The organism is Paenibacillus sp. MY03 (assembly GCF_002165585.1).
Taxonomy (GTDB): domain Bacteria; phylum Bacillota; class Bacilli; order Paenibacillales; family Paenibacillaceae; genus Pristimantibacillus; species Pristimantibacillus agaridevorans.
The window spans coordinates 1-24323 of the sequence record NZ_MXQD01000085.1; the positions used below are offsets into that span (position 1 = coordinate 1).

Annotated in this window: 14 protein-coding genes; 2 read left to right on the forward strand and 12 right to left on the reverse strand. The window is 54.1% G+C overall.

The window, feature by feature from the left end:
* Positions 1–662: 662 nt before the first annotated feature.
* From B1748_RS35305 to B1748_RS35330, 6 genes are all read right to left on the reverse strand, one after another.
* On the reverse strand, positions 663–1682 hold the full coding sequence (locus tag B1748_RS35305) for an S-layer homology domain-containing protein (RefSeq protein WP_179215994.1): 1020 nt from the start codon (positions 1680–1682) through the stop codon (positions 663–665).
* Positions 1683–1701: 19 nt separating this feature from the next.
* Positions 1702–6063: a galactose-binding domain-containing protein gene (locus B1748_RS35310; protein WP_087572660.1), complete on the reverse strand. Its 4362-nt coding sequence runs from the start codon at positions 6061–6063 to the stop codon at positions 1702–1704.
* Between the two features lie 72 nt (positions 6064–6135).
* Entirely contained in the window at positions 6136–7245 is a 1110-nt protein-coding gene (locus B1748_RS35315; RefSeq protein ID WP_087572661.1) for a hypothetical protein, read from the reverse strand.
* A 56-nt stretch (positions 7246–7301) separates the two neighbouring features.
* Positions 7302–9026, reverse strand: a complete 1725-nt coding sequence (locus B1748_RS35320; RefSeq protein WP_087572662.1) for a type 2 periplasmic-binding domain-containing protein — start codon at positions 9024–9026, stop codon at positions 7302–7304.
* A 116-nt stretch (positions 9027–9142) separates the two neighbouring features.
* Positions 9143–10750 carry a response regulator transcription factor gene (locus B1748_RS35325; RefSeq protein ID WP_087572663.1) on the reverse strand — a complete coding sequence of 536 codons (1608 nt, stop codon included), beginning with the start codon at positions 10748–10750 and terminating at the stop codon, positions 9143–9145.
* Positions 10725–12497 carry a sensor histidine kinase gene (locus B1748_RS35330; RefSeq protein WP_087572664.1) on the reverse strand — a complete coding sequence of 591 codons (1773 nt, stop codon included), beginning with the start codon at positions 12495–12497 and terminating at the stop codon, positions 10725–10727. Before B1748_RS35330 ends, B1748_RS35325 begins: the two co-directional genes overlap by 26 nt.
* 226 nt (positions 12498–12723) lie before the next feature.
* Here B1748_RS35330 and B1748_RS35335 point away from each other — a divergent pair, with 226 nt between their 5' ends.
* Positions 12724–13608: an ABC transporter permease gene (locus B1748_RS35335; protein ID WP_256976141.1), complete on the forward strand. Its 885-nt coding sequence runs from the start codon at positions 12724–12726 to the stop codon at positions 13606–13608.
* Between the two features lie 245 nt (positions 13609–13853).
* Positions 13854–14732, forward strand: coding sequence for a carbohydrate ABC transporter permease (locus B1748_RS35340; RefSeq protein WP_087572666.1), 879 nt, complete (start codon positions 13854–13856; stop codon positions 14730–14732).
* Between the two features lie 536 nt (positions 14733–15268).
* On the opposite strand, the gene B1748_RS35345 is transcribed toward B1748_RS35340, so the two are convergent.
* The 6 genes from B1748_RS35345 to B1748_RS35370 form a co-directional block, all read right to left on the reverse strand.
* Positions 15269–16438 carry a glycoside hydrolase family 88 protein gene (locus B1748_RS35345; protein WP_179215995.1) on the reverse strand — a complete coding sequence of 390 codons (1170 nt, stop codon included), beginning with the start codon at positions 16436–16438 and terminating at the stop codon, positions 15269–15271.
* Positions 16439–16564: 126 nt separating this feature from the next.
* Complete coding sequence (locus B1748_RS35350; RefSeq protein ID WP_087572668.1) at positions 16565–17608, reverse strand: Gfo/Idh/MocA family protein; 1044 nt, start codon at positions 17606–17608, stop codon at positions 16565–16567.
* Positions 17609–17652: 44 nt separating this feature from the next.
* Positions 17653–18666 carry a zinc-dependent alcohol dehydrogenase gene (locus B1748_RS35355; protein ID WP_087572669.1) on the reverse strand — a complete coding sequence of 338 codons (1014 nt, stop codon included), beginning with the start codon at positions 18664–18666 and terminating at the stop codon, positions 17653–17655.
* Positions 18667–18702: 36 nt separating this feature from the next.
* A complete protein-coding gene (locus tag B1748_RS35360) occupies positions 18703–19800 on the reverse strand; it encodes a sialate O-acetylesterase (protein WP_087572670.1) in 1098 nt (365 codons plus the stop codon).
* A 31-nt stretch (positions 19801–19831) separates the two neighbouring features.
* Positions 19832–20863, reverse strand: coding sequence for an S-layer homology domain-containing protein (locus B1748_RS35365; protein ID WP_179215996.1), 1032 nt, complete (start codon positions 20861–20863; stop codon positions 19832–19834).
* A gap of 88 nt (positions 20864–20951) precedes the next feature.
* The coding region (locus B1748_RS35370; protein WP_179215997.1) for a cohesin domain-containing protein at positions 20952–24323 on the reverse strand (3372 nt) is incomplete at its 5' end.

Consider the following 24323-nt stretch of genomic DNA (forward strand, 5'->3'; position numbering starts at 1 on the left):
CGTTCTTATCTACAGTGAATAGACAGCCTCTTAAACGACGCTAATCTTCGATTTTATAGGGTTTCTAAAAGCTAACGGACAAACGCGACCTTATTGGCATCTACCATACGCCCAATTGCTTCATTGCGCCCAAATAACGTCTTTCCTGTCTGTTACAATTTGAATGTGATGAAAAACGGACAAATAGCGTCGCTCGTGTCTGTTAGATTGTTTAGCCTTTCTTACGATCCCGTACAAAGCTGGCTTTCACCATGAAAAGGACCTCAGTCTCCACGCAAGTGTGGAGATGGAGGTCCTTTCATCGTAACAGGGGAAGTTCCCCCTGTCTTACGTAAGTGGACAGTCCCTTTAACAGTTGCAAGATACAACAACGCGTTGGATCCACCGCACAATCCACTGCGAAATGAATGCTGCCAGAGAGGCTTCATCCTTCAACAGGCATGCGGACTATAGGCGCTAATGATCGAAAGGACCGACCTTTACACAATTGTGTACTATGGACGCTGACGGCGTCCGTTAGCATTAGTCCAATAGACGCTGACTGCGTCCGTCTGCAGCATCCCAGTTGATGCTCCCAGCGCACGTTAGCATCAGCTCAGTAGATGCGGCATCCGTTAATCCAGTAGACGCTGATGGCATCCATATGCATAAATCCAGGTCCCTCAGCCGCCCGAGGCCAACAATCGCAAAATCATCGTAACCGCTTCTGCTCGAGTCGTCGTGGCCGCCGGGTTCAAGAGGCCGCCCCCCTGTCCTTGCAGTATGCCGCGCTCTACCGCCAGCGCCGTTGGACCCGCGGCCCAAGGCGCCAGCAGGTGTCGGTCCCCGAAAGCGGACAACACGGCGGCATTGCCCGTTGCGGAAGCATCCATCGCGCGGGCGATGATCGTAGCGAATTCCTGTCTTGCGATCGGCTTGCCGCCGCGGAACGTTCCGTCCCCGTAACCGTTCAGCCATCCCGACCTGGCAGCCTCGCCCACATAAGGCAACCCCCAAAGCGGAATGACCCCGACATCCGTGAAGCTTATCTCCGACTCTCCCGCTTCTGATACCAGCAGCGCCTTCCCTAGCAATACAGTAGCTTCCAGCCTTGTCACCGGTTCGTCGGGCCGGAAGGTGCCGTCACCGAAACCCGTCGCGAACCCAAGCTCCATCGCTTCGCGAACCGCCTCCTCCGACCAATGACCGGCGACATCGGCAGGTAGCTTCGCCACCACGCTCGACCTCAATATCATGCTTGAATTCGGCGCCAGTTCCTCCTTTTCCAGCTTGCTGTCTACGAGCCTGACCGATTCCAGCTTCACATAGGTATCGCCGCCTCTAATACGCTGAAATCCTACCACCGCCAGCTCGAGCATTCCGTTCCTGCCCGGCGTCTCGCCGACGCGGGTATGGGCAAGCCGCAGCTCGCCGCGGGACAACTTCGGTTTCACGGCAAAGCCGGAAAGCGATAACTTTGCATCTTCGTAAGCCAGCCTTACAGGATCAAACTTCAGGACAAGGTCGTAAGCATACATGTCCTTGGCATCGTTTAACGTAACGGTAACGTCTATCCGATCTCCGGCTTCGGCGACGGACAGCTCGAAGCCGTCCGCCTCCTTTGCCGATGTCTGCCGCCCCGGCGCGATAGCCAGGCAGAGTAGCATGAACACCATGATTAACAAACTGCTTTTCCGAGACATAAGCCTGTTCACTCCTGCTTTATTGTTCATGGAACCAATCCGATAGAATCATGCGTGCAATGGCTGCCAGCGATTGAATCGTGATTTCCCCTTCATCCAGCAAGTCTGCCGCCTCTATGTCGCTCCAGCCTTCATCGGAAGCGGTTACCCCGAAGAACCCCGCGACGATCGACAATGTCTTTAGCGTTACGTTCGACTCGCCCGCTACAAGCGTAATCCGGCTGCCGCGGAAGACGGATGCAGCTTGCTCCAGTTGCGCGGCAGCTTCGTTTACCGACTGCTGGGACTGACTGTCGTCGTATACCGAATCGGCGGTCGCAATCGCCGCGCCCAGCGCATCAGCCGCGGCTTGCGGATATTGACCGACCTTCGTCCCCGCCGACGAACGTTCCAGCAGCGAACGGGCTTGGTCCAGAACGGAACGCAGCTCCTCTTTGTTCACGGACGGCTGCTGAACGACGGCGTTTTTAAACAATTGAACTGCAGCCGACAACGTCGCCAATGCTTCATTTACGGCAAGTTGGGCGGCATCCGTCTGCGCGTAGACGGCTTCGGCAGCCATAACGGCTTGCAGCAATACGCCTTTCGAGCCGCTTGGATATTGTCCTGGCGAAGAACCCTCGACGGCGCCTACATGTAATTCACGAGCAGCCGCGATCGCGCTTCCCAGCGCGGAACGATCGGCTGCCGAAACTTCGACAGCCGCAACTGCCGAATCAATCGGGATCGCATGAGACTCTCCGCCGCCATCGCCGATGATTTCGAATTTCGTCAATGACACATTTGTCGTACCGACGAGGGCATTCTCCGCCACTCTGCCATGCAGCTGGAACAACTCGCCTTCCGCCGCAAGAGAACCGCCGGTTCCGCTAAGCAATATATTGATCAAACCTTCCGCAGGCTTGACGGCCGTTCCTAGCACGGTCAGCCCCGTTCGGGTTGAAGTAATCGCCGTGCCGGCCAGCTCGAGCAAGCCGTCCTCCGCTTCGAACGTATCGAACACGAACACCTGAGGATCGTATGTCGCGATTACGTTAATCGTCGAGTAGTCAAAGGTACTCTCCGAAACGGAGACGGACAAATTAATCGTTTGACGGGCATAGGCTTCCGCAGGAGCACTCAACTGAACAGCCGGAAGCAAGTCCGGTTCCTCGGAAGCCGCTGCTCCGTAAACCTCGATTTCGAACAATCTTGCACGTTCATCAGTGGCCGGATTGCCTTTTGTAATCGCCAGTCTCAGTCGGCTCGTCTCCACGGGCGCAAAGCGGAGATCGGCATACTCGCCGACGTAATTATCCTCTTCGTTGCCGACAACCGACGTAACCGTCACCCAATCCGTACCGTTCCATGACTGAATCTCGAAATCGGCGAGCTGCATGCCTTGAGAGTCGATCTGACCGCTCCAGAGCCTGACCCCGTTCACTTTCTGCTTCGTATCCCACGCCAGCTCAAGCCAGTGCGGGCCTTCCGCGCCGGATACCCAGCGATCGGCTCCTCCATGTTTTATGCCGTTTACGGCAAACGTTGGCGGGAAATTGCCGCTTTCGTGGCTGGAGCTTGCGGTCACGCTCGCATTTGTCGCAATGTTGGAATTGGGCTGCGGCTCCGTGATGCGAATAATCGCCTCGCCTCTAACGCCGGAGCCGTCATTGGCTTCGGCCACAACTTTGACGGCGCCAGGCGACATGGCCGTCAACAAGCCGTTTCCATCGATGGAGGCAAGCGTCGTTATCGTGCCGTCCAAACCTTCGACTCGCCAAGCTACCGTCCGGTCATCCGCGTTTAACGGCTTTACGTCCGCCGACATAAGGAGCGTTGCCCCTGCATCGAGCATGGTTCTCCGATTCTCGGAACCAACCTGCACGTCAAAGACGTATACGGGTGTTACTTCCGGTTCAACCGGGTTCGGTTCATGCTCCCAAACTTGGATCTCGAACACGCGAGCTCCGTTATCGTTCGACTGCGCGTTTGTCGTGCCTTTCGTTACCCAAAGTCTGATCTTGTCGGTATGGATAACGGGAAACGCCAGGTCGTTGTGGGCGCCGGTGCGGCCATCCTTCGTATTACCGGTCACCGATGCGGCAACTTTCCATGCTCCGTCTTCCCAGTACTGAATCTGGTAATCGCGGATTTGCCATCCCTCGGATCCGGCTCCGGCGCCGCTCCAGAGACGGACGCGGTCGATATCGTAGCTTTCCTCCCAGCTCAGCTCCAGCCAATGCGGGGCTTGGCTACCTGCAAGCGTAATCCATCTGCTGCTTCCGTCAAGCGAACCATCCACGGCCAGCGCCGGCGGATAAAGAGGATTGCTGGAGCTCGCGGTCAACATAGCGAAGCGAGAGAGATCTTGTTTGCCCGGAAGCGGTTCCGGCGGCAATGCCGGCGGCACGGCGGGCGGCGACACCGTTCCGTATTCGTACAGCAGCATGTCATCAAAAATCACGCTGCCCGTTCCGCCTTGTTTGTAAAGATAGAGAATGGCCGTCGTATTGGAGCCGCCGGTCGTAAAGACGACTTCTTTTCCCGTGAACCCGGTACCGCTAACATGGACGTCCTTGGCGGGATTGCCGTAGCTCTTTACGCCGATGACCGCGGAGCCGCCGCCTTCGCTTCTCGCGAAGCCCGACAGCTTATAGATCGTATTCGGCTTGACGGTCACCGTCTGCTCGATGCCCGATACGGCGTTGCTCAGGACCGCGGCATATTCGCCGCTGCGAGCTCCATCACCCACGATGGCCGCGCCGCCAAACGTATTGCTCCAGCCGCCGAACTCCCCGTCTTCGAAGCCGGGATTGGCTAGCAGATTCTCGATCTCCGCCCCTGGAGGGATCTCTCCGACGGGAATGCCCGGTCCCTCGTAAGCGCCGATGTTCGGGTTTCCGACGGCCGGAACCGGATTGCCGTAGAAATCGAGTCCGCCGTTGCCCTCGATGAATTTTCCCGCGCCGATAGCGGGGGAACCTTGCAGCAGCTGATAACCCGCCAGCGTATCCCTGCCGATTCGGCCCGTGCCCGGAGCCGCAAGCAGCGGATCGCCCACAATCTTGTTGGCATCGGCATTAAGCACGTTCTGCGGATGATTGCCGTAGAACAGATTGTTGTCGAACACGTTATTTGTGCTGGAGCCGAAGTTGTAGCCGCCTGATCCCAGATTAACGATCAGATTGTTGTTGTACGTCGTATTTTTCGCCCAGCCGCCCCAGTTCAGCGTGTCGACGACCTTGGTGCCGGAGTTCGGCGGAATGTACACGGTATTGTTGTAAATATGCGTATTCTCCGGCGTTCCGCTGAAGTTGAACACGGCGCCCAGATCGTTTTGGCTAATATTGTAGCGAATGACAGTGTTCCGATTGAAGTTCGCGGGCTGCGTGCCGTCATTGACCGCTAGCGACATGCCTCCGGCGTTGTTGTGGCTGTAGTTGTACTGAATGATCGTTCCTTCGCTTTTGTAATCCGAATCGTACGCCATCGCGTCGCCGCCCGGATACGTATTGAACACCTCGTTGTTCTGAATAACGGAATCCCTGGATTCGAAAAACCAGAGCGGCACATGATAACTCGTCGATCGTTTATGCGTATCGTATACGACGTTGCGTTCGATAAGGCCGTTCGTCGTGTTCAAGATAAAAGCGCCGTCGCCGCCGATGTCGTAGATGACATTGTCGGCAACCGTGTTGTTGAAGGAGAACGGCCTGCTGCCGCCGTTTAGATAGATGCCCACGCTGTCCAGCGAATAGATCCGGTTGTTGCGGATCGCGACGTCCGTGACGACGTAATTCCAGCTTGGATCCCAGACGATGATGCCTCCGTTATGGGCGTAATCCATGGCCAGGCTGCCTTTGACGCTATGAATGTCCAAATATTCGAACACGAAGTGGCGGTACACCTTGGGATTGTTCCAACCGCCGCTATGGCCGGCTACATGGATGCCCCGGCGTTCTCCGGCTGTATTCGCATAATTCGTAATTTCCAGATTGCGCACTTCCCAATATTCCTGACTGTAGAAGTAGACTGCCGCGTCCGCGCCGTCGCCGGCAATTAGAGGTTTCGGCCCTTCTCCGTATTTGTCTATCGCGATCGGATTGCCGGAAGCTCCCGAACCTTTGGGATGCAGCGTTCCTTTCCAGACGCCGCCGGCTTTGAACAGGATGCGGTCTCCCGGCTGGAATACCGTGGCATTTACCTTGTTCAGCGACTTCCAAGCAGTCCCTTCGCTGGTGCCCGCCGCCCCGTCATCGCCTCCTGTAGCATCCACGTAATACACATTCCCCGTTTCAGCCGCCGCAACTATTCCGGCATCTCCTGCAGGTATCGCGATTGCCAAGAATAAGACCGCCGCAAGCAGCAGCTTCAACCATCCAAGCTTTTTTATTCGCAACATGATCCGTCCTCCTATGTCATAGAGCCTTATCGGCCCAAATTAGTAACCGCTTTCATTTTGCGGAATTCTCGTTTACTCCACACCTAACTTGGATTCGTAATAGGCAGGCAGCAGAAGAACGGCAGCCGCTTCTACCCTGGATTGCATATAAGCCGAATACCGCTCCTCCACATATAGTTTCCTGACAACGTCCCGCACCTCCTCGAACTTGGGGACCTCCGCAGCTTGCCAATCTGTCACGCGTGCAATCACATATTGGCCCGCTATTGGATCGTCGATGACGGAAGTAACCGGCTGCCCCTCCGAGGCCTCTTGCAACGCAGTATACAGCGAGTTGTTCGACTTGAACATTCGCGACGCATTGGATTCGTTCAGCTCCAACTTCTCCTCATAGGCTGCCGCCATCCCCGCCGGAAAAGCTGCCTCCGCCAACACGGCCTCCGTTGCTGCTTCCCCTGTCAATAGTCGCTCTCGAATAACCGTTGCCATCCGGAACGCCTCTTCCGTACGTTTATCGCCGTCTTTCCCGTCATAACGATACGTAATGGCGATTTTGTCATACGTCAAACTGTTTGCCATTGGCGACAACATCGTGCTTATCCTTTCGTAAAAGGAAACCAGCTCCCTCTCGTCCATTGGCGCGAACTCGCTCTCCGCCAAACTTTCCTTCGACAATGTCGCCAGCTTGCCGCGGTAAAAATCAATGAACGTCCGCTCCTCGAACTTGGCCGGGCCATAAATCGGCTCACCGTTTGCGACGGCTTTCGCCCTGCGCGCGTTCTCCTTTTCCATCGCCTCAAGCAGGGAGGCATAGGAAACGTCGCTTGTCAGTCCCAGCTCATGCGCCAACTGCAGCTCCGCCTTCATCGCAACCGCATCCTCCAAAGCCAGCTCTCTCAACTTCTCGATCGGTGAAACTCCCCTGATGTCACGCTGCCAGAATCGTTTATCCATCACCACTACCTCCTCCGCCAGGAAAGTTTCAATGACGGAAGCGCGATGAAGCCCCGCGAAATAAGCTAGCTCCTCGGCGGTTATGTCGTCGCCATTGACCGTCGCCACGACGATTTCCGCGGCTGGCGCCGCGAATAACGACTTGACCAGCAGCGCAGCGCTGGCTAAAACGGCCATGGCAAGCAAGGCGATCGTTGACAGCTTAACGAACGTAAGGCGTCCTTCCATGGCGTTATCCCCTTCTCTCAGAAGGAGCCCACCGCTTCGCGCGGCGGGCCTTCCTCTTATTTTGTCTTTTGATACCACTCGTTGGCTTCCTTCGTAATGTCTTCGCCGCCGATGCTCTTCCACTCCTTGACGAAGTTGTCGAAGTCGTCGATCGGCTTTTTGCCGTAGATCATGCTGATGAACGTGTCTCCCTCAAGTTTGACGAGAATGCCGCTCTTCGACTGCATCGCCGGGGTTGGAGCGCCCGTAAATTGCTGAGCGATGGCATACCCGTTTTTCCAGCCGTCGTCTACGATTTCCGCCGCTTTCAGCGTGCTTGGATTGGTCATGGCCGCGCGTTTTTCGGCCGAAGTCTTCGGCTCCACGCCTCTGCTGATATTCGCCAGCATTTCCAGGTTCGTGAACGGATTCTTAAGATCAATAAGCACATATTTGGCTACGCCGACCTTACCGCCGGGAATATCCTCTTCCGCAACCGAAACACTGCCGTCAGCCAAAATCGTGTAATCATAGTCCTTGTACCAGCCGTTCTCGAATTCGTTGCCCGGCTCAAGCGATACTCTTCCGAAAATCCGGTTTAAATACAGGAACAGAGCGTCTACATGATCGAAATCTTCTTTTACCAGCAGGCCTCCGCGCAAAAACGTCGTGTCGCGTGCCGCGGATTTGCCGTTCAGCGTCGGCAGCGGGTAAGGCAGCATATCCGCGCCTTCCACGTTTTTCTTTAGATCCGGAATCGGCCAGTTCGGCAGCCAATATGGAGCGACGACTATGCCTACCCGGCCTTGTCCGATCAGCTCGGCCAGCTTGTTCTCGTCATGCAGTCCCGCTTCCTGCGAAATATAACCCTTGTTGTACCAATCGTTTAACCGGGCAAGACCGTCCTTCATCTCCGGCAGCGTGGAGCCGTGAACGAGCTTTCCTTCCTTCTCCAGCCACTGATAAGGGATCGTTCCATAAGGCCCGAATACCCAGGTGCTCTCGCCGAGCCAGCCCGCGAACGGGTTCGGGTTGTTGCCGCCGGATCCCAGGCTGAGTCCCAATGGAATCAAGTTATTGGTACCGCCAGGTTTCTTGTCGAGGAAGGTCTGCATAACCGTCTCCAGTTCCTCAAACGTCGCAGGCGCCTTCAGCCCCAGCTCGTCTAGCCAGTCCTGACGAATCCACATGACCGCGTTATCGTTGCCGGCATGCGCGAAGTTCGGCAGCGCCATCTTTTTGCCTTCGTGCGTCACTTGGCTCCACATGAGCGGATGAGAGCTGTACAGCTCTTTCATGCCATCGGAGGCGTACTTCTCGAAATCGTCCGTAATATCGCGATAATGGCCCGACTGGATAAGCTCGTTAATAAGCGCCATATCCTCTGTCATCAGCACGTCCGGCAGCGTCTCCTTGGACGTGAGCATGAGGCGAACCTTCGTTGCAAATTGGTCGCCGGGCGACTCCCAGAGGTTTTTGAGCTGAATGCCCAGTTCCTCCAACGCCCACTTCGTGTGAACGTTGTTTTCCAGATTCTCTCCGTTCTTGAACTTGAAGGTGCCGTCCGTCGCTTTGACCGTCGTGATCGTAACGGGCGGATCGAACTTGTGCGTCCCGTTGCGGATCGCCTCGGCGTTGGAGTCCTCCGATGGGGCAGGGGATTGTGAAGCCTCCGCGCTTCCAGTCGGACTGCTCGCAGCGCCGCTTCCTTGTCCCCCGTTGTTCGAGTTCGACGAGCAAGCCGCCAGCAGGGTAATCATCATGATTGCCGCGAGCATAAGTAACATTGATTTTTTGGCCATGTGTCTGCCTGAACCTCCCTTGAATCTGCTGTATTGAGATGCAACCTAATCTTATTACAGCGTTTTCAGCCGGGTAAGAGATAAAGTTTTAAGATCGTATAACAAATTGTTAAGGTTCACGTCCCATTGCGCTCACGGTAATCCTGGGGCGTTACGCCGTAATAATATTTAAACAGCTTGCTGAAGTAAGGCGGATTCTGGAAGCCCAGCTGACCCGACAGCTCGTAGATGCGAATGTCCGTCGTGCGGAGCAGCACGCTTGCTTTCTCCATCCGGTATCGCATAATAAAGTCGCTGATATTCTCCTTTGTCTCCTGCTTGTAGAGCGAGGACAAGTAAGCCGGGTGAAGGCCGACATGATCGGCAATCGCCTGCAGGGACACATCGCCCGCAATGCGGCTTTCGATAAAGCGGTGAATATTCGGGATAAGCGTGCCCTTGCCGTCTTTGACTTCTTTTACGGTGGCGGTCTCCAAGCTTCGAAGCGCCATGTCCGCCCATTCCAACACCCCGTCGAGACGTGTGAACAGGCCCTGCTCCGAGAGAATGTCGGCCTCGAAGCCGGTCAGCTCCAAAAGCGTCTTCCCTTGCAAGTGGGCCGTGTACAAGAAGGCGTTCATGAGCGCGTACGCGACCTCCGTCACATGCTCCTCCGTATCCAGCTTTTTCTCGCGCATCTCCTTCTCCAGTTCGGCAAGCTTCGAGCGCGCATCTTGCCAACGGCCCGCCTCGAACAGCCCCTGAAAGCCTGGCGGCGCATAGAGGGAATCCAGAGAACGGTATTGCGAGCGGCTGTCTCTCTCCAGGATGACGATACCTTGTTCGCTGCGGGGAACCTTTCGAAACCCGTTTAACGATTTGCGGTACTGGTCCACGATCTCCAGAGGGAACAGACGGGGCTCGCCAACCAGCGCCGTGACGGTCCCGCGAAGGAATTTCCCCACTTCGGCTACCAGTTGTCCGGATAAATTTTCCAGCCTCATGGCAGCCTCATTCTCCAATGTACCGTCCGATTTCTCCTGAAGCAGGTAACACAGATACCCAAAGGAATCCTTGCTCCCCCAAACCTCGAATTCCGCTTCCAGAATTTCGCCTGCAATGTTGCGCACGGCATATTCAAGCAACAACGGATCGGGGATCGCGGATTCCGACTCGTCGATCCGAACGATCAGCATGGAGGCATGCCGGCCTGTAGAGAAGTTCAGCCCGTATTCGTTCATCCGCTCGGCGAGAAGCGCGTTCGGCAACCGAATGCCCGACAACAGATCGTTTAACAGATTGGCCTTCAGCATGGGCAGATGGACTCGCAGCGTATGTCGCGCCCGCTGAACGGAATCCATCTCCTCCCAATCCCGCTCCAGCAGCTCCCTTAGGCGCCCCACCTCGTCCATCAGCTCCTCATCCTTCACCGGCTTGAGCAGGTAGTTGGCCGTCCCGTAAGCGATCGCCTTCCGCGCATATTCGAACTCGCCGTATCCCGACAGCAAAATGCATTTGGTCCGGGGATAATGCTCTTGAATATGTTTGCATAGCTGCAAGCCGTCCATGCCGGGCATCCGAATGTCCGTCACGACAATGTCGATCGGAGTGGAGGCCAATATTCCGATAGCCTCCAGCCCGGATCCCGCCTTATGAACACCCTCAATGCCAATGCTTGCCCAGTCGTTCGCCACCATGCTGCCTACAATCATCGGCTCGTCATCCACTAACAACAGCTGACTCATAACCCACTCTCCTCTTCTCCGTCTCCCCTTCTTCGCTCCGCCACTTCAAGGACACTCGGAGTCCTGTGAGCGCGTCCGAATGCGCAAGCGATACGCCGGCTCCCGTGCCGTATCGATGCTTGAGCCGCTGATGCACGTTCCACATCCCGCAGCCCGAAACGTCGTCCATCGGGAGCTCCAGCCGCCCCGCAAGCGCCTTCATTTCGTCGTCGGACATGCCGTCTCCGCTGTCTTCCACGGTCAATTCGTTCCAGCCGTCCGCCATTGTTCCCGTTATTCGCACAACTCCTTGCCCCGGCTTCGGCTCCACGCCGTGCATAATGGCATTCTCGACGACGGGCTGAAGAATAAGCCGCATCACATTCTCGTGAAGCATCTCGCCCGGGATGTCGATCTCGTAAGCGATTCTTTCCAGCCTGTATGTATAAATCTGCAAATAATGCCGAACCAGATCCACCTCTTCCTTGAGGGTGGCCTTCTGATTCTCGACGCGGGTGGTATACCTGTAATAACCGCCCAGATGATAGGCCATCTCCTTGATTACGGCCGTCTGGCCCGCCTTGGCGCTAGCCGCGATAAACGACAGGCAATTGTACAAAAAATGCGGGTTGATCTGCGATTGCAGCTGCTTGAGCGTCGCGAGGCGCGAACGGTTCTGCTCTTCGTAGACGTTATGGACCAAATGCTGAATCTCGCGTCCCATATCGTTGAACCGGTGCATCATGTAGTCGAATTCGTTATGGAATTTCTGACCGATGCGGAAGCCGTAATCGCCGATCTCGAACTGCTTCAAACCCCGAATGAGGAGCGACAACGGCTTCTGCACATGCAAATATAGCAAATAAGATGCGGCTAACCCGAGAGCGATTAACAGAAGCATGCTGACGTAGAACAGATTGCGGCTGTCGATGACCGGCGCGTGAAATTGTTCGAGCGGAACGTAATCGACCAGCCAGGCGTCCAACTGGGGCAAATACGCATAGCTCAAATAAGTACGCTTGCCGTCCACCGTCCGATCGGCGTTGCCGATGTCGTTTAGCCCTTCCGCAAGCAAGCTCGCGCCAAGCTCCGCGTACATCGCATCGCCGCCTTTGTCGACCGAAAACGTCTGGCCGGACGCGGTCAACAGGAAGTTGTGGCCGGCGCTTTCCGCATTGTAGTGCTCGAGCATCTCCCGCACGTTGTCGAGATCGAAACGCACCTCGAACACGGCGTTGACGGAATCGGGATCGCTCTTCGACAGGTAAGGATCCCAGATCAGCATTTGATAATAGGCTGCTCTGGAATCGCCGCCGTCATGGAAGCGCCACACGCCGTTCTCCGACAGCTCCAGCAGCTTGGGATCGTAGGCGCCGTTCGGACTCGTGGAGATTCGGCTCTCGGAGCTCGGCAGATAGACGGACAGCTCGTTCGACCAGTGGCTGGAGAAGCTTTGGAGATACAGCTTCTCTTTGACCAGCGACTGGTATTCGATCATGCGGTAATAATCCTTTGTCAGCATGCTGATATGCAGATCCAGAATCGAGGAATCCCGCGCCAGCACGTTCGAGGATAACGACAATCGTTCGACATTGGACTCGATCTGACTCTTGAGGAAGAGCAGTTGGCTCTCCTTGTACGCTTTCATCTGCTTGTCGATCACCTGGATGCTTGTCGTGCTGAAGTAGGTGTAAAGAATGACGGCCGGAATTAGCAGAATAAGTATGACGCCGGTCATCTTGATAAAGATCGGCCTGCTCCGTTTCACGCGGGGTCCCCCTTAATATATTGACAGCCACCTTTAAGATGTGTTCTATACATCGATTGGCGGATGCCATACAATTTTCCCAGACAGACGGCCAACATCCGCCAATGCCAGGCACGGTATTACGCTACGTTCGCCTTCCCGACCATCACATTCAGGAGGAAGCCTTATGAAGAATAACGACATTATAGCATCAACCGGCCGATCGTCAACCGCGCTGCGTTCAAAAATGCCATTCCGCAAAACCTGGAGGCTGCATCTGCTGCTGCTTCCCGCCGTCTTAATCGCGCTTGTGTTCAAATACGCGCCCATGCCGGGCATCGTCATGGCCTTCCAGGACTTCAAGCCTTGGCTGGGCATAGGCGGCTCGCCCTGGATCGGCTGGGACAACTTCGAGCTTATGTTCACCTTAAACGGCACCGTCCAGGTCATCTGGAACACGCTGATCATCTCCGTGCTGAAAATCATTTTCGGCTTGGCCGTGCCGGTCCTGTTCGCCCTGCTGCTAAACGAGGTTCGCAATATGGGGCTGAAACGCTCCATCCAAACGATGGTTTATTTGCCCCACTTTATGTCCTGGGTTATTCTGGGCGGTATTTTGCTCGACTTGTTATCGCTCGACGGTATCGTAAATCGTCTGCTCACAACGTTGAACATAAAGCCTGTTATGTTCCTTGGCGACGGAGACTGGTTCCGCGTCACGGTTATCGTCAGCGATCTGTGGAAGGAATTCGGTTTCTCGGCCATCGTGTTCCTTGCGGCGTTATCCGGCATCAACCCGGATCTGTACGAAGCGGCGGAGATTGACGGCGCCGGCAGACTGCAGCAGACGATCAACATTACGCTGCCGTCGCTGCTTCCGATCATGGTCGTCGTGTTCACGCTTTCGCTGGGCAGCATGCTTAGCGCCAACTTCGACCAAATCTATAATCTCATCAATCCGCTCGTGCTCGGCAAAGGCGACATTATCGACACGTTCGTATTCCGCTCCTTCCAGGACGGACAATACAGTCTCGCCACCACGGTCGGCTTGTTCAAATCGCTGGTCGGCTTCATTCTTATCAGCGGCGGCTATTATGTCGCTTACAAGTGGGCCAATTACCGCATTTTCTAAAATCGCAGCCGGACATTTTGAACAACCTCATAAAGTGCGAGTTCAAAAAGTTCGGTTTTTAGCACCGAGAAGATTGGATGAAGGTAGAAACTGAGGAGCGGAGCGTAGTGGAAGCTACGTGAGCACCGGAAGTTTCGTCTGAATTCAAGATTCGATGTCGAATACGCTTCTTGGCATACTTCGTGATGGGAAGCGGACTTTTTGAACAACCCCTTTAACAACCCAACGACGGAGGTAGACCTGCTATGTATTACAAAGATCCATCGTACAGAGTGTTTTATTACATCAATCTGGCTCTGCTCATCGGGATTTCGATTTTGTGCATCCTGCCGATGATCCACATCTTCGCCGTGTCCCTGAGCGGGAAGTCTGCGGCCGAAGCAAATCTGGTTACCTTCTTCCCGATCGACTTCAACTTCGAGAGTTACACCAAAACGTTCGAAAATGATAACTTCGGCAACGCCATTATCACGTCGATTTGGCGCGCGATAACGGGTACCACGCTTGGCATGATCGTGACGATCATGGCCGCCTTCTCTCTATCCCGGAACTCCGCGGAGTTCCGAGTCCGCGCGCTTTATGTCTGGTTTTTCCTATTCATCATGATTTTTGACGCTGGTCTCGTGCCCAACTACTTGCTTGTGCAGAAGGTCGGACTCGTCAATTCGTTCTGGGTGCTTATTCTGCCGGGGCTCGTCAACGTTTGGAATATGATTTTGATGATGAATTTCTTCCGGGCGCTGCCCAAGGAATTGGATGAGGCGGCCATCGTGGACGGAGCGACCTCGTTCCGCATTCTGTTCTCGGTGTATCTGCCCATCTCGCTGCCCGCGATTGCGACGATCTCGCTCTTTACGATGGTGGGGCACTGGAACAGCTGGTTCGACGGCATGCTCTATATGAGGTCGCAGGAGCAATGGCCGCTCGCCACGCTGCTGCAAACGATCGTCGTCGTACAGGACTTCAGCAAAACCGGCATTACGCCGGAAGATCTGGAGATGATGTCCAACCGCAGCGTCAAGGCGGCGCAAATCTTCATCGCCATGCTGCCGATTCTCGCGGTATATCCGCTGCTGCAACGTTTCTTCGTCAAGGGGATCGTGCTGGGGGCGGTGAAGGAGTAGGGGCTTTTGTCCCTGGAATAGAGTGGGGCTGTCCAATAAGTCTCAAAAAATAAAAAGTTGGGCGGAAAAAACGCAATGTTTTTCCGTCCAACTATTGTGTTCCTGCTTTTTCTAGAAAGTGGCGAGCTGGATGCCTGCCACTTAACATTCCACCAAAACGGGGCGTCCAGCATTCCGTTTTCACTGACTTTGGAAAGCCATTTTGCCAGGTGCGGCCTGTTTGGTGAATTGTATATGAATTATCATACACGTTTGGCCAGATGCCGGCCTTTTTGTGGTTTGTGTATGAATTATCATACACGTTTGGCCAGTTGCCAGCCTATTTGGTGGATTGTGTATGAATAATCATACACGTTTGGCCAGATGCCAGCCTATTTGGTGGATTGTGTATGAATAATCATACACGTTTGGTCAGATGCCGGCCTTTTTGTGGTTTGTATATGAATTATCATATGACTTCGTTAATGGTATCACTGCTGACATCTCCATACTCATGTCTTCTTCCATAGTTTCAATGATTCTCTATATTCGCTAGATTACCAGCACGTATCCAGACCGTGAGTCTCATGCGCCAAAGCTTCCATAAAGAAATAATCGCCGTAACTCGTATATTCCATCCTTCCGTTGGAATGCGTCAGCAAACCGTTCACCCCTTTGTCGGGATTGAAGTAAAGATGCGCCAGCGAATCTAGCGCCGCCCTCTTGTAACGTTCGAGCGCCGCATTCTCCCCGTGTTTGCTCATCCTCTGGATGGCGCACACAACGATGGCCGCCGCGGACGTATCCTTGTTGTATGCCAGATTACTGAGATCGGAAGGATCCCAAGGGAAGGCGGATCGGTTCTCGGATGCAATCGCCGGCGTTGCCTCGGGCAGGCGGAAATCCCATACCGGCACGCCTTCTTCGCCCGCCTGCTCCGCAAACCGAAGCGCCAGCTGCTCCGCAAGCGCGAGATATTCGGGCACCCGCGTATACTCGTAAGCGATGGCCAAGCCGTAGATGGCCCAGGCCGCACCTCTCGCCCACCAGGAATCGGTGGCGTAGCCGCAGTAATTTTCCGGCTGAACAGGCGCCCCATCAAGCACCGAGAAGCGATACGCGTGATTGACCGAACCATCCTCTCTGATGAAATACTGTATCGTCGTCCGGATATGCTCCGTGGCAATATTCGCGTAGACGGGATGTCCGGTTTCCCGGCTGGCCCAGAACAGCAGCGGCAAATTCATCATACAGTCGATGATGGCGAGCCCTTTGCTTTGCGTAAAAAAATGATTTTTCGCCAGCTCATCGTCCACATAATCCGGCGTTCGATTGTTCATTCTGCCCCAAGCCTGGATGTAGTGGCCGTTCGGAACGTATCGCTTGATTAATTCATCGGCCGCTTTGACGCTCAGCTCCTTCATTCGCGTTTCGCCGGTCTGCCGATACAGGAACACGCTGTATGGAGAATACAGAAACCCCAGGTCATGCATCGTTTCCAGTGAATCGCGGTTGACCTTGTTGTAAAAATAATCGTAGCCGGTGCGGAGCCAATTCAGAAACGCTTCATCCTTCGTAATCGCATAAGAGATGCCTGCCATTCCGGCGAAAAAACCTTGCGTCCAGCAGAACACATGGCTGAGCGGTCTGCCCGGCTGCTGCGCATCGGAAAAGTAACGTCCGTCGAAGCAAGACTTCAACGGAAATTCCCGCCATTCGTTTCCCATCTCTCTCATATTTCTCCTTGTTTTCTCCACGCTTATGTTCAGTATCTCGCCATAGCTCATCGTTGCCCGCGCTCCTTATTCCGGAAATCCCGTTATTCTAGTCAATTCGCTCAGCCTGGCTCAAGCTTACCGGCCGCGCCAATCCAGATCCACGGACGCTCTGCGGCGCGAGGACTCCATGATCGCAGCAATGATGACATCCACATTGAAACCATCGGTCTGGTTGGGAGCCCCTTGCTTTCTTTGAATTAAGCAATCGTAAAAGTAAAGCATTTCGACATGGAACGGATCGATGGCATCATACCGATATTCGGTCGATGTCCCGCTTTCATTGTCATAGTGAACGAGCAGGGCCGCGCGGTGCTCCGACTCATCCCATTTCGCCGTGTATAGCTGAATCCGCCCTTTCGTCCCATTGACCTCCATGCATTCATCCCATCCGTTGCGTTCGTAGCCGATCTTGTCGAGCGGATGAATCGCCGTCTCGTAGCTGGCCACGAGTCCATCGGCGTATTCAAACAACGCCGTTGCTTTGCGATCAATCTGCGTACCCGGGATAAAATCTACGTTGGCATACAAGCTCTTCGGCCTGCCTAACAAATGCAAGGTCATATCGATCATATGGCTGCCTGCGCATTTCACTACCGCACCGCCGTAGCCATCAAGCACCCATTGGTGCTCCGAACCATCCGTATGCTCGTAAAACTGTCCATCCCATTTCTGATAGGCGCGCACCTGAGCGCTGAACAATCGGCCCAATCGGGGCAACAATGCCTTCGCTTGCTGTACAGCCGGAAAAAAACGTTTCATATACGAAGTGAAAAATAACTGCCCCGAGGCTTCCGCGACACGAACGATTTCCTCTGCTTCATCCGCGTCATTCGCCATCGTTTTCTCACAGATCACGTCCTTGCCCGCAGCCAGCGCCGCCAGACAAATCTCCCTGTGAAACTTGGCGCTGGTAAGGACGCTGACAACTGTCACCTCCGGATTGGCGATGAGCTCGCGATAATCGGCGGAGTAAGCCGCGCCAAAAGTCTCGACATAGGGCCTGGCCGCCGATTCATGGATATCCGAGATGTGAATGATATCCGCGCCGGCTCTTCTCAAGCCTTCAAAATGAAACCTCGATATATTTCCGCAACCAACGATTCCAAACTTAGGTTTCATACCCGTTTTCTCCTCTTCTTATCCCTTTATGTCCAGCAGTCGGATTACGCATTGACCATTACCATCTTGACTGTCGATTCCTTGTCCGCCCGCAGCAACCCCATCGCCTCGGGAAATTGCTCCAGACTGAAGGTGTGGCTGATCAGCGCCTGTCCGTCAATAACTCCCGATCGCAGCAGCTCCACACATCTTGGGAAATAAAGCGCCGGCGAAGCATGCGAGGCTCGCAGCTGAAGCTTCTTGAAATGAAATTCGTTGGCATCAAAGGTGATGCTCGCTCCGGCTCCGTATTCAATGCCCAGAAAGGCTGCGATCCCTCCCACCTTCAACGTACGCAGCGCCGGTGGAATCGCCGCAGGCGGAGCGGTTACCAGGACCCGATCGACACCGCCATCCGCATAAGGATACTGCTCCAGGGAGACTTGATCCGTATAGATGATCTCGTCTGCTCCCCATTGCTTGGCCAATTCGATTCTTCGGGTTGAATGCGATCGGGCAGCGGCATAGATTTTCCTGGCCCCCATAGCTCTCGCCAGCCGCAACGCCATCAATCCGATCGGACCTAAGCCCACGATCAACACATCATCATTCAGTTTCACATCCGCTGTATACACCAGGTCAAGCGCGACACCCAGCGGCTCCAGCAAGGAAGCCTGCTCGAACGACAGTCCGCTATAGGGAACCACGCATGCCATGGGAACAATGATATATTCAGCAAATCCCATTGAGCCTTTCAGCCAAAAGTTCGGGCCCTTATTACAGAGATCGGAGCGGCCGTTGCGGCATTTGTCGCAAGTACGGCAACTGGTCCCCGTCTCCAGTGCGACAGTATCCCCGATCTTGGTATGCTCGACGCGACTGCCCACCTTCTCCACGATCCCCGCAATCTCATGCCCGACAGGCTCCCAATCGGATGCGCCGACTGCGGCGCTCGTCAAGTCCGTGCCGCAAATCCCGCATGCTTTTACTTTTACGAGCACCTCATCCGCTGCCAATTCCCGCAGCTCCACTTCCCGAAGCTCAAATTCAAACGGCGCTTTTATGTACGCAGCCTTCATATTTGTCCTTCTCCTTTCCCGAGAACACGAGCCAATTTATATTCTTTGAAGCATGTTCCAAATGGAGATACACCAAAGCATGCCAGCCTGCTGTTGCCCCAATAGGGTAAAATGTTGGCTGTTGGCCGTAACCGCGCGATGAATGCCGATCCCCCCAAGAATATCCGTATCCGGCCCCGGCGCGAAGCCTGCTGTATCCCACAATTCATGAATGGCTTCGCGAATCCATCCTTCTTCAAGAGGTTTCGAATAAACCTCTGGATGCAAGGTAGATTTGGCTGGCATCCAGAGGAAAGAATGCTCCCATTGCCGTTCCAATTCGGTTTTGATCGCAATTAATCTGCTTATATAAACATCTGTTGGCGTCGCTTCAATAACATCCGATTCTCCCTGCTGCCAGAGCAACGCTCTGAAATCCCCGACCGATTTCCCGGCATGGAGAAGTTGACGATATAATCGTTCGCCCGGCATCCACTGCCGGGAGGCTGTAGAACTGACAGCGACATTAACCATTCCGATCGGAACCCGGAGCAACGGAAGCAGATGATTCATCGCCGCCGGCCAAATCGTCCCCTTGAGTCTTGTGTCATGGATATCGCGTATTCTAACGCCAGGTTGCGGATCATGGGCTATTCTCCAATCCCCGGCGATGGAATCATAACAGCTGATTCTCCCTTCCGGATCTTGGATCTGGAGATATTCATCATTGCAATTCTCGGCATACGACTGACCCGCAATGACAAAAACCTCTCCTACGCCTATAGGTTCAACAGAGGATTCAATCATGATATCGCCCGATTTGTCGGTGAGACGAAGCTCCAATCTATACCAACCCCCGGCGGGAACCTTTAACGTTGTTTGAAATGTCGAAGCTCGCCACTCCACCTCCATTTTCATCCAGTCGACCGCTTCTCCATAAGCATCCTGCATAAGCACTGTCCTTGCCTCCAACTGAGCCATTTCCAAACTACAGGAAATATTGCCGGAAATAATTACGGTGCCCTGTCCTGATAGTGGACCTCCCGGATGATTGGCATAGGATTTCATTGGATCATATCCATATCTTTGAATAACCTGGTAGGGTTTGGGCTGTTTGAGTGTCAATGTATAATCGCTGCTCGTAGTTGTTGTCATATGACAACTCCCTTCCGTATTCCCATCATCTTTATTCCGTCGTCAACAGATTATAAATCACTTGCGCGGCTTCGGCGCGCGAGGAAATGCCCTTCGGAACGAATTGGGCAGCCGTCCGGCCTTTGATCAGTTGAAGCTCCGCCGCTGCGCTTACCGAGTTGAACGCCCAGGCTGAAACCTCATTTATATCGGCGAAGCGGGTGGCCGAATAGACGCCTGGCTCTTTGCCGTACATGATGGCGTAGGCGCGCATCAGCATGACAACCATCTCTTCGCGAGTAATCTTCCCGCCCGGATCGAACCGTATTGCGCTCTTCCCGTTCACCAGGCCTACTTTATGCGCTTTGGCGACCGCAGCGGCGAACCAATCCGATGGCTTGATATCCGTGAATGCTATCTTAGCCTCGCCGGAAAGCTGCAATGCGTTCACCAGCAACATGGTAAATTCCGCACGGGTCGTGGCGCGGTTCGGTTCGAATGTTGTTGCGCTGGTGCCCGAGACAATTTGCTTCGCTACCAGTTCTCTGATCGCTAAATACGCCCAGTGGGTCTGGGGAAGATCGGTAAACTTTAATGGGGCGAGGGCGTCATCAATCGCAACCGTTGCCTGAACGCCAACCGTTTGCGCTGTGGATGCCATGCGGCTGTCCACGAGCTTCACATCCGCGATTTCTATGGCGGCAGATCCGGCTCCCCGCGCGGTGAACGTTAACGTAACCAATGTCATGTTGCCGCTGTCGCCGGGAACTTTGCCGATCTTTGTATAGGCGTACCGGATATGTCCTTTCGAGGTTTCCCCAGCCGTAAAGCCGTAACCGTCTGAAGGGGCCTTCGCGCGCCGGTAGGTCAGCTTGTCGGGATCATAAACGATATTCACTTCGTATCCGTATACGTCGTTAAGATGTTTTCCCTGCACGACAACGGTAATATCATCATTTGCGGCAGGTTTCCTATTCGAAATCGACAGGGAATAAACCGGATCCGCCGCCGCTAACGCAGCCTGAGGCAGCAAGACCAACAACAATAGCATAGACAATCCGAGAACCAATCGTTTTCGCGGCATCCTTGCATGCTCCTCTTCTGACGGATAGAGGATGGCAGCACTGCCATCCTCTGTATACCTATCTGCCATTCTATTTGGAATCAGGTTGTTATCTGAGAAGCTTGACTGCTACCAGCGACAAGTCGACGATGTCGATCTGTCCGTCATTGTTCAGATCGGCGATCTTGATTGCGGACCAGTTAGCATCAGAGGATGTTTTGCCATAGGATCTGGCCACGATCGCCAAGTCGCCTATGGCAATCGTGCCGTCCCCGTTCAGGTCTTCCGCCGCGTGCCCGATATCCGCCACGCTGATGCTGAAGTTGAACGGCACGTCTTGCAACTGGATATCAGCATTTTCGCCGTCGCCAACCGTTGCGTTCGTCATCGCAATGTTCGTTGCCGCGGCAGCTTCCAGCGACTTGGCCTGCCAAGCCAACGTCACCAGATCGCCATCCGCCGCGATGCCGTTCTCATTGCCCAAGCTGGCGATAATCAGTTGGACTTCGCCTGCTTCGTCATCTTCCGCCTGCAGGATGGTGATCTGGCCTGTCAGCGCTGTCGCGGACACAAATTCCACCTTCGCCGGATCGTACTGGATCGTCAAACCCTGAGCGTAAACCGCGTCGGTTATATGCCGCAATCCGTATGTCATCGTAAAGGAGGTGCCGGCATTAACCGTGTCATCACCCGACAATACCGCAGACAACGATGTTGCGGCTGCATCGACGGTTACGCTGATGGTTGTCGTCCTTGCGATCCCGTTCGGATTGGCAACCCCATCCGGCATGGTAACGGTTCCATCTACCGTGAAGGTCTGCGCGGCCGTCAATGCCGGATCATAGCTTGCAGCTTCTACATCCCAGGTTACATCGGCATTCACGCTTCCGGCATCGGTTGCCAGCTCAACGGTGGAAGGCAGCCCAAGCGCTGCCGCCGTCTTGGCTGTTCCATGTTCTACGCCTGTAATGGCAGACGGCGCTTGAATGGACACTAACGTCGCTGTAGGCTCCTCATTATCGTCCGGGTCTCCATACGGATTTAAGGTCAATACGGCCGATCCAGTGGAAATAATGCCAAAGTAGCCTTCATCCGTGATGTAGCCGTTTGTATCCAGATAGTCAAAGATGGTTGTTCCGTCAATCTTGACAATCAGACGAACGCCATCGTCCACATCCAGCGCTCCAAACTGAACGGAATGTTCTGTACCGGATGACACCAAAGTATTGGGCACGGTGAGGACCCCTTCCGGAAACGCACCGGTTGGTCCGAAACGCTGCAATTCAAACGCGTTATTCTTTGCAACGAATAAATAACTGGTCGTGGTCCAGGGAGCTGCCGATATACTTTGCGACCGAAGCGAAAATCCTTGCCACATGTTATCCGTGAAATCAAATCCCGCTTTGAAGCTCCAGATCGCATAATTGGGCACCTTTAAATTGTAGCCCGCAAAACCATTGCCTGACGGAGAGAACGTCAATCCGCCTTCGGGCGTAGTGGAGAAGTAGTTGGGATTGTCGGCTGCCCAGTTGGATCTGTTCGTCAATAATTGTTCCAGATCGACTACGCCCTGAACCTGCTTTCTCTTAAATGCCGTCACGCTTTGCACAAGCGCTGCCAGGGCAGAATCGATATCGTCCTGCGTAGCGTTAGCATCATGGATTACTGCGTTGGCACTGGCAATCGCCAGTTGAAGCTCCGTCAATGCTTCTTCCGGGAACTGACCGGGCTCGGAGCCTTCAACCGAAGCCGCATGCAGACTTGCCGCTTCTGCAGCTTTGTTCATAAGCTCGTAGTTGTCGGTCACTTCGTTCATGGCAGTCGTAAACTGAGCTGTGCCCAAATCATTAACCTTGCTATCCGGATATAACGCCGAGTCGCTGATCGCCAGAACCTGCCAATAATAGTCCTTGGCGCCGTATTCCAGATTGTCCAGCTTCAAGTAATTTTCAGGCGCTTCCCCCTCATAGATAACGTCGGTGAGCGAGCTGTCTGTGGCTACCGTGACCTTATAACGGTTTGCGCCGATTGCGGGCTCCCACATCAGCGTCATTCCGTGAGCCGGAATCTCAATGTCATTGTTCTGCGGATAGATGAGCTTGAAATCCGCAATTTTCGGGAAAGACGTTCGATAAGCGTTCAACTTAAGCCCGATATCGCTGTACACAGGCGCCGTAAATCCGCTAATGCCGAAATTGCCCACCGGGTTGAAATTGTTATTATCAGCATCTTCGAACAAGCTTGCATCGGTCACCATCACATTGTCCGTGAATGTCCCTGTAGGCAGCGCCGAATCCGGCACGGAAATGTCGTTCGTCTGAAACAGGACATTGCGGGTAAACGTATTGTATTTCGGTTTATAGGGCTCGTCGGCCAACAGGTTGGCCAGTGTTGGGAACCGCGATGTCCACAGATCGCTAGTTGCCGGCATGGCGATATACCTCGTATACAACGTGCCGTTAGGCGGTTGAACGAGCGGGCCGGCCGCTCCCCCGCTCAAGTTGAGCAGCTTGATCGATGAAGAAGTGGCTCTAACCGATTTGGCTACGATATTGCTGTCAACAACGTTATCCCTTCCGCCGTGGATGAATACTGCCGAACTCGTGTTATAGAATATATTGCTCGTTATGCGGAAGCCGCTCAGCTGGTCATCCAGATAAATGGAATATCCGCCTGCGCCCTGCAAACCGGAAATATCATGCAGCAGGTTGTTCCGAATGATATTGCCCTGGTGCGTATAGTCGCGTCCTCCGTAAATGGCGCCGGCGTCGGAGGATTGTTTGACAACCGAATAGATTTCATTGTTTTCAATGACATTATCGTTGCCGCTAATCCCAATGGCTTCGTGAGGAGCTTCGTTCATTACGTTGTTCCGAACGGTAATGCCCACCCCGCTAATGGAAACTGCCGGAGAATAGGTTTTGTTCACCGTGCTGAATCGTGTGAATACATTGTTGCGGATTTCAATATTGGCGGGAGCCAGCGTTGGCCGATATCCAACATTCGTCGTATAGACGCCCCCCTTGCCGATATTGCTGAAATCAGAGTCGGCTACTTCTACATGGAGCGAGCTTTCGATCACAACGGCAGTTGCGCCGATATTATGGAACCTGCTGGCCGCGATTAAGATCGAATCGCTTCCTGTCATTTCGATAGCCCGATGATTTGTCTCCTCGAAATCAAGGCCGATCAATTGGAGATAGCTGGCATTCGTCATCTTTACTAGCGCCGTATTCAGGCTGGACAACTGGATATCGCTCTGCGAAATGTCATGAGGCGCGTACAAATACAGGATGCCGCTCGTTCTATCAAGGAACCATTCCCCGGGCATATCGATTTCTTCGAGCAGGTTGAACACATAATACCTTTTGCCTTCCGCAACCCCGTACGGCGTTGTTTGCTCGACGGCTATCGTCTTTGCAGTGGTGTCCACATCGGTAACCCGCATCGAATCGATGTACCAGTCCCAGAACCAATAGCC

Bases quoted from the DNA above. Each gene is read 5' to 3' on its own strand.
- B1748_RS35350 (WP_087572668.1), bottom strand. From the start codon at position 17,608: ATGAAACCTAAGTTTGGAATCGTTGGTTGCGGAAATATATCGAGGTTT.
- B1748_RS35345 (WP_179215995.1), bottom strand. From the start codon at position 16,438: ATGGGAAACGAATGGCGGGAATTTCCGTTGAAGTCTTGCTTCGACGGA.
- B1748_RS35310 (WP_087572660.1), bottom strand. From the start codon at position 6,063: ATGTTGCGAATAAAAAAGCTTGGATGGTTGAAGCTGCTGCTTGCGGCG.
- B1748_RS35355 (WP_087572669.1), bottom strand. From the start codon at position 18,666: ATGAAGGCTGCGTACATAAAAGCGCCGTTTGAATTTGAGCTTCGGGAA.
- B1748_RS35335 (WP_256976141.1), top strand. From the start codon at position 12,724: ATGCCATTCCGCAAAACCTGGAGGCTGCATCTGCTGCTGCTTCCCGCC.
- B1748_RS35340 (WP_087572666.1), top strand. From the start codon at position 13,854: ATGTATTACAAAGATCCATCGTACAGAGTGTTTTATTACATCAATCTG.
- B1748_RS35305 (WP_179215994.1), bottom strand. From the start codon at position 1,682: ATGTCTCGGAAAAGCAGTTTGTTAATCATGGTGTTCATGCTACTCTGC.
- B1748_RS35360 (WP_087572670.1), bottom strand. From the start codon at position 19,800: ATGACAACAACTACGAGCAGCGATTATACATTGACACTCAAACAGCCC.
- B1748_RS35320 (WP_087572662.1), bottom strand. From the start codon at position 9,026: ATGGCCAAAAAATCAATGTTACTTATGCTCGCGGCAATCATGATGATT.
- B1748_RS35315 (WP_087572661.1), bottom strand. From the start codon at position 7,245: ATGGAAGGACGCCTTACGTTCGTTAAGCTGTCAACGATCGCCTTGCTT.
- B1748_RS35325 (WP_087572663.1), bottom strand. From the start codon at position 10,750: ATGAGTCAGCTGTTGTTAGTGGATGACGAGCCGATGATTGTAGGCAGC.
- B1748_RS35365 (WP_179215996.1), bottom strand. From the start codon at position 20,863: ATGCCGCGAAAACGATTGGTTCTCGGATTGTCTATGCTATTGTTGTTG.